The sequence below is a fragment of the Actinomycetospora rhizophila genome (assembly GCF_042657905.1).
Lineage (GTDB): Bacteria > Actinomycetota > Actinomycetes > Mycobacteriales > Pseudonocardiaceae > Actinomycetospora > Actinomycetospora rhizophila.
The window spans coordinates 65,944-80,977 of record NZ_JBHSKG010000001.1 but is presented as its reverse complement, the minus strand read 5'-3'; the positions used below and the strand labels follow the sequence as shown (position 1 = coordinate 80,977).

The window sequence follows — 15,034 nt, the reverse complement described above, 5'->3', positions numbered from 1 at the left end:
CGGCGGCTACCGGTCGCGGGGCGGGTGCGCCAGGGTGACGGCACCGAGCGGACCCGGGAGGTCGACGTGGCGGAAGCCCTGCGCCCCTACATCCTCGACGACACGGCGACGGTCGAGTACCAGCGCCTGGACCTCATGTCGAAGATCCTCGACCCGTGGACCCGGCGCTACCTCGAGGGGATCGGCGTCGGCCCGGGCTGGCGCTGCCTCGAGCTGGGCGGCGGCAACGGCAGCGTCGCCGAGTGGCTGTGCGAGGTCGTGGGCCCCTCGGGGAGCGTGACCTCGGTCGACATCAGCACCGCGCTGCTCGACCTGGTGCCCGCCCAGAACCTGACCGTCACGCAGGCCGACGTCCGGACGAGCGAGCTGCCCGGCGACGGCTACGACCTCGTCACCTGCCGCGCGATGCTGCACCAGATCGCGGAGCAGGCCCCCGCGGTGCTCGGGAAGATGGCCGCGGCGGTCCGGCCGGGCGGGTGGCTGCTGGTCCAGGAGCCGGACTTCCACCTCGCGCCGACCACGGAGCCCGAGGTCTGGGCCGACACCTGGTCCGCGATCCTCGCGTGGGGGCGCGACAGCGGCGTCGACTGGTTCATCGGCCGCCGGCTGCCGCGGATGGTCGTCGACGCCGGGTTCGCGCGGCCGGAGGCCTCGACCGACGTCGAGAACATCCGCGGCGGCGAGCGGGGCGCGCTCTACTTCAGGCTGTTCTTCGACGAGGTGCGCGACCGGGTCCTCGCCGCCGGCGCACTGGACACGGCGACCCTCGACGCGGCCACGGCCCTGCTCGACGACCCGACCTACTGGACGCAGTGCTGGATGATGACCGCGGTGTGGGGCCGCAAGGCCGGCTAGTCGTCGTCGCGGAGCACGACCTCGGGCAGGTATCCGTGCTGGTAGAGCCGCTTCTCGCGCACCATCGGCGAGAAGATCGTCGCCATGAACAGCGTCGAGAACAGCACGAACAGCGGCAGCGCGATCTTCAGCCAGACCGGTCCGGGCAGCAGCGCGAGCAGCGCGGCGGGCGTGGCCTGGACCGCGGAGCGGGCGAGGTGGCGCAGGAACCACGTCCGGCACGTCAGGTCGTGCAGCACCCACGGCGAGAACCGGACCGGCAGGCGCGCCCCGAACGCGTAGGCGATCCAGCGCAGGACGCCGGGCCGGGTCATCTCGACGCCGGCGCCGCCGCTGCTGCCGGTGCCTCGGTCCGCAGCCCCAGCGCCGTCGCCGCGACGTGCGCGAGGTGCACCGGCTCGTGGCCCGCGTTGTCGAGCTGACGGATCTGGGTGCGGCACGAGAAGCCGTCGGCGAGCACCGCGGTGTCCGGGTCGGCGGCGCGCACCGCGGGCATGAGACCCCGCTCGGCGCACGCCGTCGAGACCTCGTAGTGCCCCTCCTCGAACCCGAAGTTGCCCGCCAGCCCGCAACAGCCCTCGTCGAGCACCTGCACGTCGACCCCGAGGGCGTCGAGCACCGCGCGGTCGGGGTCGAAGCCCATCGCCGCGTACTGGTGGCAGTGGATCTGGACGAGCGCCTTCTGGCCCGTGCGGACGACGTCGGCCCGCAGCTCGTCGGCGTGCTGGGCGAGGACCTCCGCCAGCGTCCGCGTCGACTTCTCCAGCCGCACGGCGTCCTCGTCGTCGGGGCCGAGCAGCTCGACCACGTCCTGGCGCAGCGCCGCGGTGCACGAGGGCTCCAGGCCGACCACGGGCACGCCGTCGTCGAGCCACGGCTTGACGACGTCGAGGCTGCGGCGGGCCACGGCGCGCGCGGTGTCGAGCTGGCCGGTCGTGTGCCAGGTCAGCCCGCAGCAGACCTGGCCGTCGGGGAGCTCGACGCGGTAGCCGAGGTGCTCGAGCACGGCGATCGCGTCGAGGGCGAGCTCGGGGTCGAACGTCGAGGTGAAGGTGTCGGGCCACAGCAGCACGCGGGGCCGGGTGCTGTCGGCGTGGGCGCGCCGGGAGCCGACCAGGCGGCGCAGCGGGCGCGGGGCGAGCGCGGGGATGTCGCGCTGCGGGGCGATGCCGCCCAGGCGCTTGGCGATGCTCGCGAGCGCGGGCCGGCGCGCGAGGGCGTTGGCCACCCGCGGCAGGCCGGGGACGGCGGTGGCGAGGCGCAGCCAGCGCGGCAGGTGGCCCATCGACCAGTGGCTGCGGGGACGCTGCAGCGCGCGGCCGGCGTAGTGCTGGGCGAGGAACTCGGCCTTGTAGGTGGCCATGTCCACGCCGACCGGGCAGTCGCGCTGGCAGGCCTTGCAGCTCAGGCACAGGTCGAGGGCGTCGCGGACCTCGGTGGAGCGCCAGCCGTCGGGCACGAGCTGCCCGCTGGCCATCTCGAAGAGCATCCGCGCGCGCCCGCGGGTGGAGTGCGCCTCCTCGCCCGTGACCCGGTAGCTCGGGCACATGTAGCCGCCCGAGTCGGAGATGCACTTGGCGACGCCGATGCAGCGGCGGCTGGCGCGGGTGAAGCTGCCGCGGTCGTCGGTGTAGGCCAGCTCGGTCGTCGGGCCGATGGTGGGGACGCCGACGAAGACCTTGAGGTCGGCGTCCATCGGCGCCGGGTCGACGACGCGGCCCGGGTTCATGCGGCCCTCGGGGTCCCAGACGGCCTTGAACGCGCCGAACGCCTCGAGCAGCCGGGGGCTGTAGGTGCGGGCGAGCAGCTCGGCGCGCGCCTGGCCGTCGCCGTGCTCGCCGGACACCGAGCCGCCGTGCGCGGCGACCAGGTCGGCGGCGTCGGTGAGGAACGAGCGGAAGTTGGCCAGGCCGGGGCGGGTGAGCAGGTCGAAGTCGATGCGCACGTGCAGGCAGCCGTCGCCGAAGTGCCCGTAGTAGGCACCCCGCCGCCCGTGCTTCGCCAGCAGCGCGTCGAACTCACGCAGGTAGGCGCCCATCTGCGCGGGCGGCACCGCGGCGTCCTCCCAGCCCGGCCACGCCTCGCCGCCGTCGGGGGAGCGGGTGACGATGCCCGACCCGTCTTCGCGGATCTTCCACAGCGCGCGCTGCGCCGTGGGCTCCGAGACGACCTTGACGCTCGCGCCGTAGCGGGCCATCTCCCGACCGATGGCCTCGGCCTTGGCGGTTGCCTCGGCGCGGTCGGCGCCGCCGGTCTCGACGTAGAGCCAGCCCTTGCCCTCGGGCAGCGCCTCGTGGGTGCGGTCGTCCGGGCGGCTCGCGCGCAGCGCCCCGATGACACCGACGTCCATGCCTTCGATCGTCAGCGGGTGGTGCTCGCGGATCGGCATGACGTGGTCGGCGGCGGTGTAGGCGTCGGGGAAGCCGAGCACGCACAGCGCCCGCGCGGGCGGGGACTCGACCAGCTCGACGGTCGCCTCGAGGATCGTCGCGCAGGTGCCCTCGGTGCCGACCAGCGCGCGGGCGAGGTCGAACGGCCGGTCGGGCAGGAGCTCGTCGAGGTTGTAGCCGCTGACCCGCCGGGTCATCCCGTCGACGACGAGCTCGTCACGGATCGCCGGCTCGTACCGGTCGCGGAGCTGCGCCAGCTCGCGGTACACGGCGCCCTCGCGGCCGGGCCGCCTCGTCGCCGCCTCGAGGTCCGGTGTGCGGCCCACGCCCATCCGCGTGCCGTCGGCCAGCACCACCTCGAGCGAGCGGACGTTGTCGACGGTCTTGCCCCACGCCACCGAGTGCGACCCGCAGGCGTTGTTGGCGATCATCCCGCCGAGCGTGCAGCGGTTGTGCGTCGACGGGTCCGGGCCGAACGTCAGACCGTGCGGGCGGGCGGCCTCGCGCAGGTCGTCGAGGACGACGCCGGGCTGGACGCGGGCCGTGCGCGCGTCCGGGTCGATCTCCAGCACGCGGGTGAGGTGGCGCGAGAAGTCGACGACCACCGCCTCGTTCACCGCCTGGCCGCCGATGCTCGTGCTCGCGCCGCGCGGCAGCAGCGGCACCCCGTGACGGCGCGTCACGTCGACGACCGCCTCGACGTCGTCGATGTCGACCGGCTGGACGACGCCGATCGGCACGTGGCGGTAGTTCGACGCGTCCGCCGACCACATGGCCTTGCTCGCGGTGTCGAAGCGGACCCGCCCGCGGACGGCCGAACGCAGGTCCTCGGCGAGGAGGGATTCGGGGGACGGGCGACGCGTGGCGGTCATCGGGGACCAGTTTGCGCCGGTGCGGGGGCGTTCGCCGGTCGGGGTCGGCGTGATGTTCGCAGCGAACGCGCTGTTCGCTGCTTCTAGGCGCGCGAAGTCCCCGTTCGCTCGGCGACGGGCGTGCGGCGGGCGCGGTCGAGCAGGCCGGTGCGCGCGTCGGCGGCGTCCAGGAGGACGAGGTCCGCCCGCGCGCCGGGGACGACGTCGTGGCGGTCGTCGCCGAGCAGCGCGGCCGCGTCGACGGTGCCCATGTCGAGCAGGGCGTCGAGGTCGACGCCCTGCATGTGGCCGAGGAGCAGGGCGGCGTCGAGGAGGTCGACGGTGCCGAACGGGGTGAAGGCGTTGCGCACGTTGTTCGACGAGTACGCGACGCGCACGCCGGCGTCGCGCAGCTCCCGCACCGGGGCCGACGCGCCGACGAGGTAGAGGTCGGTCGGCGGGAGGACGACGACCCCGACGCCCGCGTCCGCGAGCGCGTCGGCGGTGCGCCGCCGGCGGTCGGGGTCGAGGCCGGCGAGGGTCGTCACGTGCCCGAGGACGACGCGGCCCTGCAGGCCGGCGGCGCGCGTCATGCGCGCGATGTCCTCGGCCAGGTCGTGGCGCGGGTCGTCCGGTCCGCCGGCGAAGTCGGCGTGGACGTCGACGGGCACGCCGTGGCGCTCGGCGAGGTCGAGGACGTCGCGGACGTGGTCGCGGCAGGCGTCGACGTCGTCCTCGGCGTAGCTGCATGCCCCGAGCACGTCGGCGCCGCGGCGCAGGGCCTCGACGAGCAGGTCGCGGGTGCCCGGCCGGGCCGCGATGCCCTCCTGCGGGAAGGGCACGACCTGCAGGTCGATGCGGTCCCGCCACTCGTCCTTGAGCGCCAGCAGGACGTCGAGGCTGGTCAGGCCGACCGTGGGGTCGACGTCGACGGGGGTGCGCACGCGCGTGGTGCCGGCGGCGTGGGCCCGCGTGAGGACGTCGGTGGCGCGGGCGCGCACGTCGTCGGGCGTGAAGCGGCTCTTGCGCTCGGCGGTGCGCGCCACGGCGGCGTCGAGGCCGGCGTCCGGGTCGGGGCCGGGGTCGAGCATCGCCTTGTCGAGGTGCAGATGGGCTTCGACGAGGCCGGGCAGGACGGTCCTCCCCCGGCCCTCCCTGACGGGGCCGCCGGTTCTCTCGAGGCCCGGCCCGACCGCGGTGATCCGCCCGGCGTCGACGGCGACGTCGACGCGTCCCTCGTGGTGACGGGTGCGGACGTCGGTCAGGAGGTGGGTGTCGCGAGCAGCCACGTCAGGTCCGTACCCGCCGCGAGCTCCACCGGCTCGTGACCGCGGCGGAAGAGGCGCGCGGTGTGCCCGTCGAGGGTGAGGGTGTCGTCGCGGTGCCGCAGCCACGCCCCCTCGCGCAGCCCGACGACGGCGACGGCGTTCTCCTCGTGGAACTCCTGGATCCGCTGCTCGCGGGTCTCGCCGCGGTGGGTCGAGTGCGGGTCGGGGTCGAGGTAGTGCGGGTTGATCTGCACGGGGATGCGGCCGACGGCGTCGTAGCCGCCGGGGTCGACGATCGGCATGTCGTTGGTCGTCATGATCGTCGGGCAGGCGAGGTTGGAGCCGGCGCTGGCGCCCGCGTAGCGGAGGTCGTCGCGGGCTCGCAGTGCGTCGAGCACCCCGTTGTCGCCGGTGCGCCGGCGCAGGCGGAACGTGTTGCCGCCGCCGACGAAGACGGTCTCGCGGTCGGGGTCGGCGTCGCGGATCGTCGCGGCGGGGTCGGGCTCGCGGTGCAGCCCGCGGACGTCGAGGGGGCCGAGGACGTTCTCCAGGGCCTCGGCGACGAACCCGGTGTAGGCGTCGAGGTCACCGCCCGCCCACGGCGCGAACCAGAGCGTCCGGTCGCCGAGGTGGGTGCGCAGCGGGTCGGCGGCGTGCGCGAACGGCACCGCCGCCCCGGGCGGGCGGGAGTTGGAGAACAGCAGCGCGTCGGCGGGCACGCCGCGATCCTCGCCGTCCCCGCCCGGTCGGCGACGCACGGGGTGGTGTCAGCGTGGCGGCCATGCTGACGTCGGACGTCAGTTTCTCCACCCGCTCGATCCGGCGCGCCGGGCCCCGGGTGGCGTCGGAGATCACGGGCGTCTCATCGACGCCGGCCGGCCGCGCGGCGTGGACAGCGCGCTCGTGATCAGCAGCGACGGCGCGGTGCCAGAGCGAGCTGGGGGCTTTCCTGACGTTCAACGTCAGCATGGCCGCCAGGCTGAGACACCCCAGTGCCTCGCGAGCGCGGGTGCCCGGCGCTACACCGGGGTGCGGGGCGGGACGGCGGGGGTGCCGAGGGGGACCAGGCGCAGGGCGCCCGGGGCGTCGGCGGGGACCACGGGGGCGTGCGGGGCGACCGGGTCCACCCGGCGGTACGCCGACCCGAGCGGCGGGCGCGGGTCCACCTCACCCTTGTTCGGCCAGAACGCCATCGCCCGCTCGGCCTGCGCGGTGATCGTCAGCGAGGGGTTCACGCCGAGGTTCGCCGAGAGCGCCGAGCCGTCGACCACGTGCAGGCCCGGGTGCCCGAACAGGCGCTGGTAGCCGTCGACCACGCCGTGCTCGGGGTCGGCGCCGATCGGGCAGCCGCCGATGAAGTGGGCGGTCATCGGCATGTTCACCGCCTCGCCCCAGGTGCCGCCGGGGTCGCCGTCGATGATCTCGGCGAGGCGCCGGGTGGTCTCGTTCGCCGCCGGGATCCAGGTCGGGTTCGGCGTGCCGTGGCCCTGCCGGGACACGAGACGCCCGAAGCGCCGGCGCACCGTGATCGAGTTGTCCAGCGACTGCATCACCAGCGCGATCACCGTGCGCTCCGACCAGTGCCGCTTGTCCAGCGAGCGCGCGAACACCCGGGGGTGGCGCACCATGCCGCCCAGCAGCTTGAGCAGGCGCGGCACCCGCCCGCCGCCGTCGGTCATGAGCGTGGTCAGCAGGCCCATCGCGTTCGACCCGCGCCCGTAGCGGCACGGCTCGATGTGCGTGTCGTCGTCCGGGTGCCACGACGAGGTGATCGCCACGCCGCGGGTGAAGTCGCGCGGCCCGCCCGGCTCCGGGGCGCGGTGTGCCATCGCGCCGACCAGCGCCTCGGAGTTGGTCCGCGTGAGCTCGCCGAGCCGCCGGGAGACGCGCGGCAGCACGCCGGTGTCGCGCAGGCGGTGCAGCAGCGACTGGGTGCCCCACGTGCCGGCGGCGAGGACGACCTGGCCGGCCGTGTACGTCGTCCGCCCGCGCCCCCGGGTCGCGCGCGTCTCCACCCGGTACCCGTCCGCGGTCGGCCGGATCGCGCGCACCGTCGTCTCCGGGTGCACGGCGGCCCCGGCGCGCTCGGCCAGCGCCAGGTAGTTGGTCTCGAGGGTGTTCTTGGCGCCGTGGCGGCAGCCGGTCATGCACTCGCCGCACTCGAGGCAGCCCGTGCGCTCCGGCCCGGCGCCGCCGAAGAACGGGTCGGGCGCCGTGACGCCGGGACCGTCACCGAAGTACACGCCGACCTGCGTCGGGGCCACCGTGTCGCCGCGTCCGCGCTCCTCGGCGACCTGCCGCATCACCACGTCCGAGGGCGTCACCGACGGCTGCGTGACGACGCCGAGCATCCGGGTCGCCTGGTCGTAGAACGGGTCGAGCTCGTCGCGCCAGTCGGTGAGCGAGGCCCACTGCGGGTCGCGGTAGAACGCGTCGTTCTTGGGGCGGTAGAGCGTGTTCGCGTAGTTCAGCGACCCTCCGCCGACGCCCGCGCCGGCGAGCACGACGACGTCGCGCAGCACGTGGATCCGCTGGATGCCGTAGCAGCCCAGCTTCGGCGCCCAGAGGAAGTTCCGGATGTCCCACGACGTCGCCGGCAGCGTCTCGGGCGTGAACCGCCGGCCCGCCTCGAGGACCCCGACCCGGTAGCCCTTCTCCGCGAGCCGCAGCGCCGTGACGCTGCCGCCGAACCCGGAGCCGACGACGAGGACGTCGTAGTGGTGTGGCGGGTGGTGTGGTGGCACGGCAGGAAAGTAACCCGCCGGTAGCTGTGACGGAAGGTCACAGGTAGACGTCACTCCGCCCGGGCCGTACCCTCCATCAAGTGGTTGATGGAGAGCTGACGCGCCGCGAGCAGCTCGTGGCGGCGGCGTTCGGCCTGGTCGCCGAGGTGGGCCTCGAGGGCCTGCGCCTGCGGCGGGTGGCGGCCGAGGTCGGGATCGACCAGTCGACGATCCACTACCACGTGGCGACGAAGGCCGAGCTGGTCGAGGCGGTGGCGCAGCACGCCGCGGCGATGCTCGCGACCACCGCGCCGCCGCCGCACCTGCCCCCGCGCGAGGCGCTCGCGGCGCACCTCGACGCGCTCGCCGACCTCGTGGCCACCCGCCCGGAGCTCTTCACCGTGACCGCCGAGCTCGACCTGCGCGCCCGCCGCGACCCGTCGGTGCGGGCCGTGCTCGACCGGCAGGAGGCGGGGTGGCGCGAGGTGCTCGTGGGGCTGTTCACGGCGCTCGAGCCGGACGGGCCGGCGGCGGCGCGCGCGGAGCTGGTGATCGCCGCGGTGAAGGGTGTGCGCCTGGTGCCCGACCTCGCGCCGGTCGTCCTCGCGCAGCTGGTGGCACCGACGGAGGAGACGGAGCGGGCGGGGGGAGGGCGGCGATGACGGACGGACCGCGGGTCGTAGTGATCGGCGGCGGGATCGGCGGGCTCTGCCTCGCCCAGGGTCTGCGCGGTGCCGGTGTCCCGGTGACCGTCTTCGAGCGCGACCGCGACCCCGCCGACCGGTGGGAGGGCTACCGCATCCACATCGACCCGGCCGGGGCGCGCTCCCTGCGGGCGTGCCTGCCCGACCACCTCTGGGACGCCCTCCTCGCCACGTCCGCGCCCGGCGGGCCGTTCGGGTTCGTCACCGAGCAGCTCGAGGAGCTCGTCGAGATCGAGGAGGCCATCGCCTACCCGGCGGCCGCCGACCCCGCCGAGAACCACTACGCCGTCGACCGGCGCACGCTGCGCCGCGTGCTGCTCGCCGGGCTCGACGACGTCGTCCACCTCGGCGCCGAGTACGTGTCGTACGAGCACGACGCGCAGGGGCGCCCGGTGGCGCTGTTCGCCGACGGCCGGCGCGTCACGGCGGACCTGCTGGTCGGGGCGGACGGCGTGGGCTCCCGGGTGCGCCGCCAGTTCCTGCCCGACGCCGAGCCGGTGCCCGCGGGCGTGGTCGGGATCGCGGGCAAGGTGGCGCTGACCCCGGACGTGCCGGCGGTCCTGGCCCACGGCATGCACGTCGTCTCCGACGCCGGCCCGGCGGCGCTGTTCACCGCCGCCTTCCGCCCGCCGCCGGGGGCGCGCGCCGTGCTCGCCGAGGTCACCGGCCGCCCCGCGCCCCCGGTCGACGAGCCCTACCTGCTCACCGCGCTCGTCACCACCCCCGAGCACCTCCCGCCCGACCTCGACGCCCGCGGTCCCGACGCTCTCGCCGCGCTCGCCGACGACCTGGTCCGCACCTGGCACCCCGACCTGCGCCGGCTCCTCGCGACGAGCGACCCGGCGAGCCGCGGCGCGAGCGTCTTCCTCGTCGCGCCCCCCGTGCCGCACTGGGTGCCCGGCCGCGTGACCCTGCTCGGCGACGCCGTGCACGCCGTCCCCGCCACCGGCGGGCTGGGGGGCAACGCCGCGCTGCGCGACGCGCGCCGGCTCACGCAGGTGCTCGCGGCCCGTCCCGACGACCTCCTCGCGGCGGTCGGCGCCTACGAGGCCGACCTGCGCGAGCACGGCACGGCGACCATCGTCGACGCCCTCGGCGTGCGCGACCAGATGCTCGCCGGCGGGGTCTGGCGGACCCGGCTGTCGCGGGCGTGGTTCCGCCTCTGCGCCCGGTCCTCGTTCCTGCGCCGGCGCACCTTCGCCGAGAGCGAGACCGAGGTCAGCCGCCCGCGACCGTGGGAGCTGACCGCGCCGTGAGCCCTCAGGGCGTCAGGATCACCTTGCCGACCGCGCCCTGCTCCACGGCCTCGTGCGCGGCGACGATGTCGTCGAGCCCGTACCGGGTGACGGGCAGCGGCGAGAGCGCGCCCGCGCCGGCCGCCTCCGCCGTCCACGAGACCGCCGCGGCCAGCTCGTCCTCGGGCACCCCGTAGAGCAGCACGTAGCTGATCGAGGTGTTGGCGACCATGAGCCGGCGGGTCGGGATCACCGGGTCGTCCGGCTCGTTGGCGTACACCGCGATCACCGTGCCCGCCCCGGCGAGCGCGAGGTCGAGCTCGAGGTTGGCCCCGAGCGCGACCTCCACGACGCGGTCGACCCGGTCGGTGAAGCCCTGGATCCGCTCGAGCACGTCGGGCTCGCGGTAGTTGACGACGAGGTCGGCGCCCGCGGCCCGCGCGAGCTCGCCCTTCTCGTCGGAGCTCACGGTGGTGACGACGCGGGCGCCCGCGTGCTTGGCCAGCTCGATCGCGTAGTGCCCGACCGCGCCGGCCCCGCCGGCCACGAGCACGGTCCGGTCGCGCAGCGCCTCACGACCCTCCCCGCGCACGAGCAGGCAGTGCGCCGCGGTCACGGCCGGCACGCCCAGGCAGGCACCGAGCTCGTCGGGCGCGTCGCCGGGCAGCGGCACCGCCCGCCCGACCGGCACCACGGCGTACTCGGCGGCCGTGCCGTAGCGGTTGCGGAACGCCGCGAGGTGCAGCCACACGCGCTGCCCGGCCAGCGACGGGTCGACGCCGCGACCGACCGCGTCCACCACCCCGACGCCGTCCTGGTGCGGGATCTGGAACGTCTCGGGGTCCTGCCCGGTGAGCCCCGCCCGGGTCTTCCAGTCCGTCGGGTTGACCCCCGACCCCGTGATGCGGACGCGGACCTCGCCGGCACCGGGCTCGGGGGTCTCGACGTCCTCCACCGAGAGCACCTCGGCGGCCGGGCCGGTTCGGCGGTAGAGCGCAGCCTTCATGCCGGGCCTGTGCCCCGGGAGCGCGCAACTTATCCGGCGGCCTCGCGCAGTTCCCGGAACGCCGCGGCCAGGGTCGCCGGGGTCTGGTGGGCGTTGAGCCCGCTGGGGTTCGGCAGCACCCACAGCCCCGTCGGCCCCAGCGTGCGCTCCTGGCGGCCCGCGACCGCGCGCCGGTCGCCGAACGCGACCCTGTAGGCCCCGATCCCGACGACGGCGAGCCACCGCGGGGCGACGTCGGCGACGAGGGCGCGCAGCCGCTCGCCGCCGGCGACCAGCTCGGCGTCGTCGAGCTCGTCGGCCCGCGCGGTGGCCCGGGGCGCGACGTTGGTGACGCCCAGGCCCAGCGCCCGCAGCTCGCCCTGCTCCGCGGGCGCGAGCCGGCGCGGCGTGAAGCCCGCGGCGTGCAGCGCGGGCCAGAAGCGGTTGCCGGGGCGCGCGAAGTGGTGCCCGGTCAGCGCGGACACGAGCCCGGGGTTGATCCCGCAGAACAGCACGCGCAGCGGCGGGTCGCCGGGGCCGGGCAGGACGTCGGGCAGCAGGCGCGAGCGCGCAGCCTCGAGCTCGTCGGGGGTCGGCGCCACGGTGGCCAGTATCGCCGCGCCCCGGGTTCGACCGGTCGCCGTCCCCATCCGCCGGGTGCCTCCCCAGGCGGCGGGACGCCCGGGATCCGCGACCGGGTGCGCCGCGTCGGAACCGGTGTGGACGAACAGGACGGGCCGTCGGTGCGGCCCGAGGAGCTGCGGGACGCCGGGGCGGCGTGCGTCGCCGCCGGCCTCGAGGTGCCGGTGGGCGCGCCGGCGGAGGCGGTGCGCGGGGTGGACGTCGGGGCTGGTGACGTCGGGGCTGAGGAGGTCGGGGCTGGGGACGTCGGCACCGCGGGACGGTCCGCGGCGGCGGCCGCGGCGCTCGCCGAGCGGTGGGAGGCGGCGCACGCGCAGTGGTGCGCCGACCTCGTGGCCCACGGCGAGGCGCTGGCCGCCGCGGCGGTGGCCTACGTCGCGGGCGACGGTGCCGCGGCCACGGGGCTGATGCGGGCGGGCGGATGAGCGCACCGGCGGTCGCGGCCGCGCGCCTGCTCGCCGACCGCCGGGGGCTGGCCCGCGCCGGCGCGGTGCTCGCCGACCCCGTGGCGTGGCACGGCCCGGCCGCGCGCGAAGCCGCCGCCGCCCGCGCCGCCCTGGTCCGGGGCCACGCGGCCCTGCTCGACGACCTCGACGGCGTGCTCACCGCGCTCGGCGCCGCGGCGCTCGCCCTCGGCGTCGGCACCCCGCCCGCCGCCGTCGACGCGGCCCTGGCGATCGCGCTCGACGCCGCCGGCCGGCAGGCGCCCCCGACCGTGCCGGCCGCCGCGCCCGCCGGCGTCCCCGGGCTCGACCCCGAGGCGGTGGCGCGCTGGTGGGCGGGCCTCGACCCGGACGTGCGGGCCGCGCTCGAGCGCGACCGCCCCGCCCTGGTCGGCGGCCTCGACGGGCTCCCGGCCGCGGTGCGCGACCGCGCCAACCGGCGGGTCCTCGCGACGGCGCAGGAGGAGGCGCGCGCCGAGGAGACCGCGGTCCGCGACCGGCTGGCCCGCAGCCGCGACCCGGTCGAGCTCGCCCGGGTCGGCTACGCGCTGCACGAGGTGCGCGCGCGCCTCGCCCGGCTCGGGGCGGTGGCCGCGGCGATCGACCGGCCGGGGCGCACGCTGCTGGACCTCGAGGTGGAGCGGCACCCGGCCGACGGCCAGGGCGTCCGTGCGGCCGTGGCCCGCGGCGACGTCGACACGGCGCGGGACGTCGCGGTGTTCACGGCGGGCTTCACCAGCGGGGTCGACGAGCTGCCCCGGCGCCTCGGCGAGCTCGACGCGCTGGCGGACACCGCCGGGCCGGGCACGGCCGCGGTCGCCTGGTACGGCTACGACGCGCCGCAGGTGGGGGAGGTCGCCGACCCCGACCGCTCGGTGCTCGGCCGGGCGCCCGCCGAGGAGGGCGGCCGGCGGCTCGCGTCGTTCCTGGGCGGCCTGGACGCGGCGCGCCCCGACGACGCGCACGTCACGGCGATCGGGCACTCGTACGGGTCGGTGGTCACGGCGGCGGCGCTGGCCCCGGCGTCCGGGGTCGACGACGTCGTCTACCTGGGCAGCCCTGGCGTGGGGGAGGCGCCGGGACGCCCGCCGGGGCACGCCTGGGTGGTCGAGGCGGCCGGTGACCCGACCGCGGACACGGCCTGGTTCGGTCCCGACCCCAACCGCACGCCGGGGGTCACCGGGCTCTCGGCGCGGGAGGTGGCGCTGCCCGACGGGCGGGTGCTCACCGAGTCACGCGGCCACCACGGCTACCTCACGCCCGGCTCGACGAGCGCCGAGAACGTGGCCGCGGTGGTCGGGGGCCGCCCGCAGGACGCGGTGCTCGACCGGGGCGTCGACGCCGGCGACCGCCTGCGACGGCTGGTCGGCCGGTGAGAAGGGCCGGTGGGCATGCGAACGACCCGTCCCCGGTCCGCGAGGGACCGGGGACGGGCCGTGCCGACGAGTCGGACGGGCGGAGTGGTTACTCCTTGCCGCCGGTGGCGGGCTTGTCGGAGGACACCGCGCCGTTGGAGGTCGAGCCGCTCACGGCGTCGGTGGCCGTGTGCGTCGGGATCTCCTGGCTGCTCGCCTGGGCCGGCGACACCGGCGGCGCCCCGGCGGGCTTCTCGGTGCTCACCGGACGCGGCCGCGGGGCGGGCGGCGGCGGGGGCGGCAGCTCCGGCTCGCGGCGGGTGGCCACCACCGCGGCGCCGACGCCCAGCAGGGCGATGACGGCGATCCAGAGGCCCCAGCGGCGACGCTTCTTCGGCTCCTCGGGCTCGATGCGGGCGGCCAGGTCCTTGCGGACCGAGGTCAGACCCTCCTCGAGCGAGCCGCGGACCGACTCGCCGAGGTCACGGAGCTCGTCGGCGCTGGTGGGCACCGGCGAGTCCTCGAGGCGCTTGCGGGCCTCCTTGGCGTAGCTCTTGGCCTGCTTGCGGGCCTCCTTGGCGGCCTTGTTGGCGCGCTTGCGCGTCTCCGCGCGGGCCTCCTGGGCGCGCTGGCGGGCCTCGGCCTGCGCCTCCTCGGCGCGGTGGCGGGCCTCGGCGCGGGCGTCGAGCACCCGCTGGCGCGCCTCGTCGGCGGCCTTGCGGACGTCCTTGCGGACCTCCGCGCGCTTCTTCGCGCCCTGCTTGCGGGCCTTCTCACGGTCCTTGCGGGCCTGCTCGGCGGCCTTGTGGGCGCGCTTCTCGGCTTTCTTGCGGGCGCGCTGGCCCTCCTTGCGCAGATCGTCCAGGTCCTCCCTGGCGCCGATCAGAGTCTTGCTGCTCAACGACTTCACCTCACTCGTCGGTGGGCGGCCATGATGCCCCCGGCCCTGCGGTGCAGGTGCCCGACCCGCCGGGTCGTCACACCCGCTACTCCATTCGAAGGTCGTCAGTGTCTTAGTGGCACGATGGCCCGGTGACCACCGCCGACACCCCGACCGCCACGCTGCACACCTCCAACGGGGACATCAACCTCGTGCTGTTCCCCAACGAGGCGCCCAAGACCGTCGCGAACTTCACGGGACTGGCGACCGGCGAGCAGTCGTACAGCGAGCCCAACGCCAAGGGCGGCAGCAACGGGCCGTTCTACGACGGCACCATCTTCCACCGCGTGATCGCGGGCTTCATGCTGCAGACCGGTGACCCCACGGGCACCGGCCGCGGCGGCCCGGGCTACAAGTTCGCCGACGAGTTCCACCCCGACCTGCGCTTCGACCGGCCCTACCTGCTGGCGATGGCGAACGCGGGGCCCGGCACCAACGGCTCCCAGTTCTTCATCACCGTCGCCCCCACGACCTGGCTCAACCGCAAGCACACGATCTTCGGTGAGGTCGCCGACCAGGCCTCCCGCGACGTCGTCGACTCCATCGCCGCGACCGCGACCGGCCCGGGTGACCGTCCCGTGCAGGACATCGTCATCACCTCGGTGACGGTCGGCTCCTGAGCGACAGCACGACGGTGAGGACG

The 15,034-nt window shown here is 76.1% G+C and carries 14 protein-coding genes; 6 read left to right on the top strand and 8 right to left on the bottom strand.

All coding sequences use genetic code 11. The annotated features are described in order from the left end of the window. Positions 1-66: 66 nt before the first annotated feature. On the top strand, positions 67-855 hold the full coding sequence (locus ACFPK1_RS00380) for a class I SAM-dependent methyltransferase (protein WP_378018917.1): 789 nt from the start codon (positions 67-69) through the stop codon (positions 853-855). Here the strand turns inward: ACFPK1_RS00380 and ACFPK1_RS00375 are convergent. The 5 genes from ACFPK1_RS00375 to ACFPK1_RS00355 all read right to left on the bottom strand — a co-directional run bounded on the left by ACFPK1_RS00375 (position 852) and on the right by ACFPK1_RS00355 (position 8,108). Continuing rightward, on the bottom strand, positions 852-1,169 hold the full coding sequence (locus ACFPK1_RS00375; RefSeq protein ID WP_378018916.1) for a DUF5313 family protein: 318 nt from the start codon (positions 1,167-1,169) through the stop codon (positions 852-854). The two genes, ACFPK1_RS00380 and ACFPK1_RS00375, sit on opposite strands and share 4 nt — an antisense overlap. Further along, positions 1,166-4,117 carry an FAD-binding and (Fe-S)-binding domain-containing protein gene (locus ACFPK1_RS00370; protein WP_378018915.1) on the bottom strand — a complete coding sequence of 984 codons (2,952 nt, stop codon included), beginning with the start codon at positions 4,115-4,117 and terminating at the stop codon, positions 1,166-1,168. The genes ACFPK1_RS00375 and ACFPK1_RS00370 overlap by 4 nt, the downstream gene beginning before the upstream one ends. An 83-nt stretch (positions 4,118-4,200) precedes the next feature. Next, positions 4,201-5,385, bottom strand: a complete 1,185-nt coding sequence (locus ACFPK1_RS00365) for an amidohydrolase family protein (RefSeq protein ID WP_378018914.1) — start codon at positions 5,383-5,385, stop codon at positions 4,201-4,203. Beyond that, positions 5,358-6,083, bottom strand: coding sequence for a dipeptidase PepE (gene pepE, locus ACFPK1_RS00360; RefSeq protein WP_378018913.1), 726 nt, complete (start codon positions 6,081-6,083; stop codon positions 5,358-5,360). The genes ACFPK1_RS00365 and pepE overlap by 28 nt, the downstream gene beginning before the upstream one ends. Before the next feature lie 300 nt (positions 6,084-6,383). Next, positions 6,384-8,108 (bottom strand): GMC oxidoreductase, encoded by a 1,725-nt coding sequence (locus ACFPK1_RS00355; protein ID WP_378018912.1) that lies wholly within the window; start codon positions 8,106-8,108, stop codon positions 6,384-6,386. 80 nt (positions 8,109-8,188) lie between these two features. On the opposite strand from ACFPK1_RS00355, the gene ACFPK1_RS00350 reads away from it, so the two are divergent. Both ACFPK1_RS00350 and ACFPK1_RS00345 read left to right on the top strand, forming a co-directional pair. Then, a complete protein-coding gene (locus tag ACFPK1_RS00350) occupies positions 8,189-8,749 on the top strand; it encodes a TetR/AcrR family transcriptional regulator (protein ID WP_378018911.1) in 561 nt (186 codons plus the stop codon). Beyond that, positions 8,746-10,047, top strand: coding sequence for an FAD-dependent oxidoreductase (locus ACFPK1_RS00345; RefSeq protein ID WP_378018910.1), 1,302 nt, complete (start codon positions 8,746-8,748; stop codon positions 10,045-10,047). Before ACFPK1_RS00350 ends, ACFPK1_RS00345 begins: the two co-directional genes overlap by 4 nt. A gap of 4 nt (positions 10,048-10,051) precedes the next feature. Here ACFPK1_RS00345 and ACFPK1_RS00340 read toward each other — a convergent pair whose 3' ends face one another. Further along, positions 10,052-11,032: an NADPH:quinone reductase gene (locus ACFPK1_RS00340; RefSeq protein ID WP_378018909.1), complete on the bottom strand. Its 981-nt coding sequence runs from the start codon at positions 11,030-11,032 to the stop codon at positions 10,052-10,054. Between the two features lie 29 nt (positions 11,033-11,061). Beyond that, the gene (gene mug / locus ACFPK1_RS00335) at positions 11,062-11,613 is read right to left on the bottom strand and encodes a G/U mismatch-specific DNA glycosylase (protein WP_465252212.1); all 552 of its coding nucleotides are present in this window, start codon (positions 11,611-11,613) and stop codon (positions 11,062-11,064) included. 117 nt (positions 11,614-11,730) lie between these two features. Between mug and ACFPK1_RS00330 the strand changes: the two genes are divergently transcribed. Further along, the gene (locus tag ACFPK1_RS00330) at positions 11,731-12,078 is read left to right on the top strand and encodes a hypothetical protein (protein ID WP_378018907.1); all 348 of its coding nucleotides are present in this window, start codon (positions 11,731-11,733) and stop codon (positions 12,076-12,078) included. Continuing rightward, positions 12,075-13,472 (top strand): alpha/beta hydrolase, encoded by a 1,398-nt coding sequence (locus tag ACFPK1_RS00325; protein WP_378018906.1) that lies wholly within the window; start codon positions 12,075-12,077, stop codon positions 13,470-13,472. The genes ACFPK1_RS00330 and ACFPK1_RS00325 overlap by 4 nt, the downstream gene beginning before the upstream one ends. 88 nt (positions 13,473-13,560) lie before the next feature. Here ACFPK1_RS00325 and ACFPK1_RS00320 read toward each other — a convergent pair whose 3' ends face one another. Continuing rightward, complete coding sequence (locus ACFPK1_RS00320) at positions 13,561-14,352, bottom strand: hypothetical protein (RefSeq protein ID WP_378018905.1); 792 nt, start codon at positions 14,350-14,352, stop codon at positions 13,561-13,563. 131 nt (positions 14,353-14,483) lie between these two features. Here ACFPK1_RS00320 and ACFPK1_RS00315 point away from each other — a divergent pair, with 131 nt between their 5' ends. Further along, positions 14,484-15,011, top strand: a complete 528-nt coding sequence (locus tag ACFPK1_RS00315) for a peptidylprolyl isomerase (RefSeq protein WP_378018904.1) — start codon at positions 14,484-14,486, stop codon at positions 15,009-15,011. Positions 15,012-15,034 lie beyond the last annotated feature (23 nt).

Excerpts from the sequence above, each read along its gene's own strand:
- ACFPK1_RS00375 (WP_378018916.1), bottom strand. The coding sequence starts at position 1,169 with ATGACCCGGCCCGGCGTCCTGCGCTGGATCGCCTACGCGTTCGGGGCG.
- ACFPK1_RS00325 (WP_378018906.1), top strand. The coding sequence starts at position 12,075 with ATGAGCGCACCGGCGGTCGCGGCCGCGCGCCTGCTCGCCGACCGCCGG.
- ACFPK1_RS00345 (WP_378018910.1), top strand. The coding sequence starts at position 8,746 with ATGACGGACGGACCGCGGGTCGTAGTGATCGGCGGCGGGATCGGCGGG.
- ACFPK1_RS00370 (WP_378018915.1), bottom strand. The coding sequence starts at position 4,117 with ATGACCGCCACGCGTCGCCCGTCCCCCGAATCCCTCCTCGCCGAGGAC.
- ACFPK1_RS00340 (WP_378018909.1), bottom strand. The coding sequence starts at position 11,032 with ATGAAGGCTGCGCTCTACCGCCGAACCGGCCCGGCCGCCGAGGTGCTC.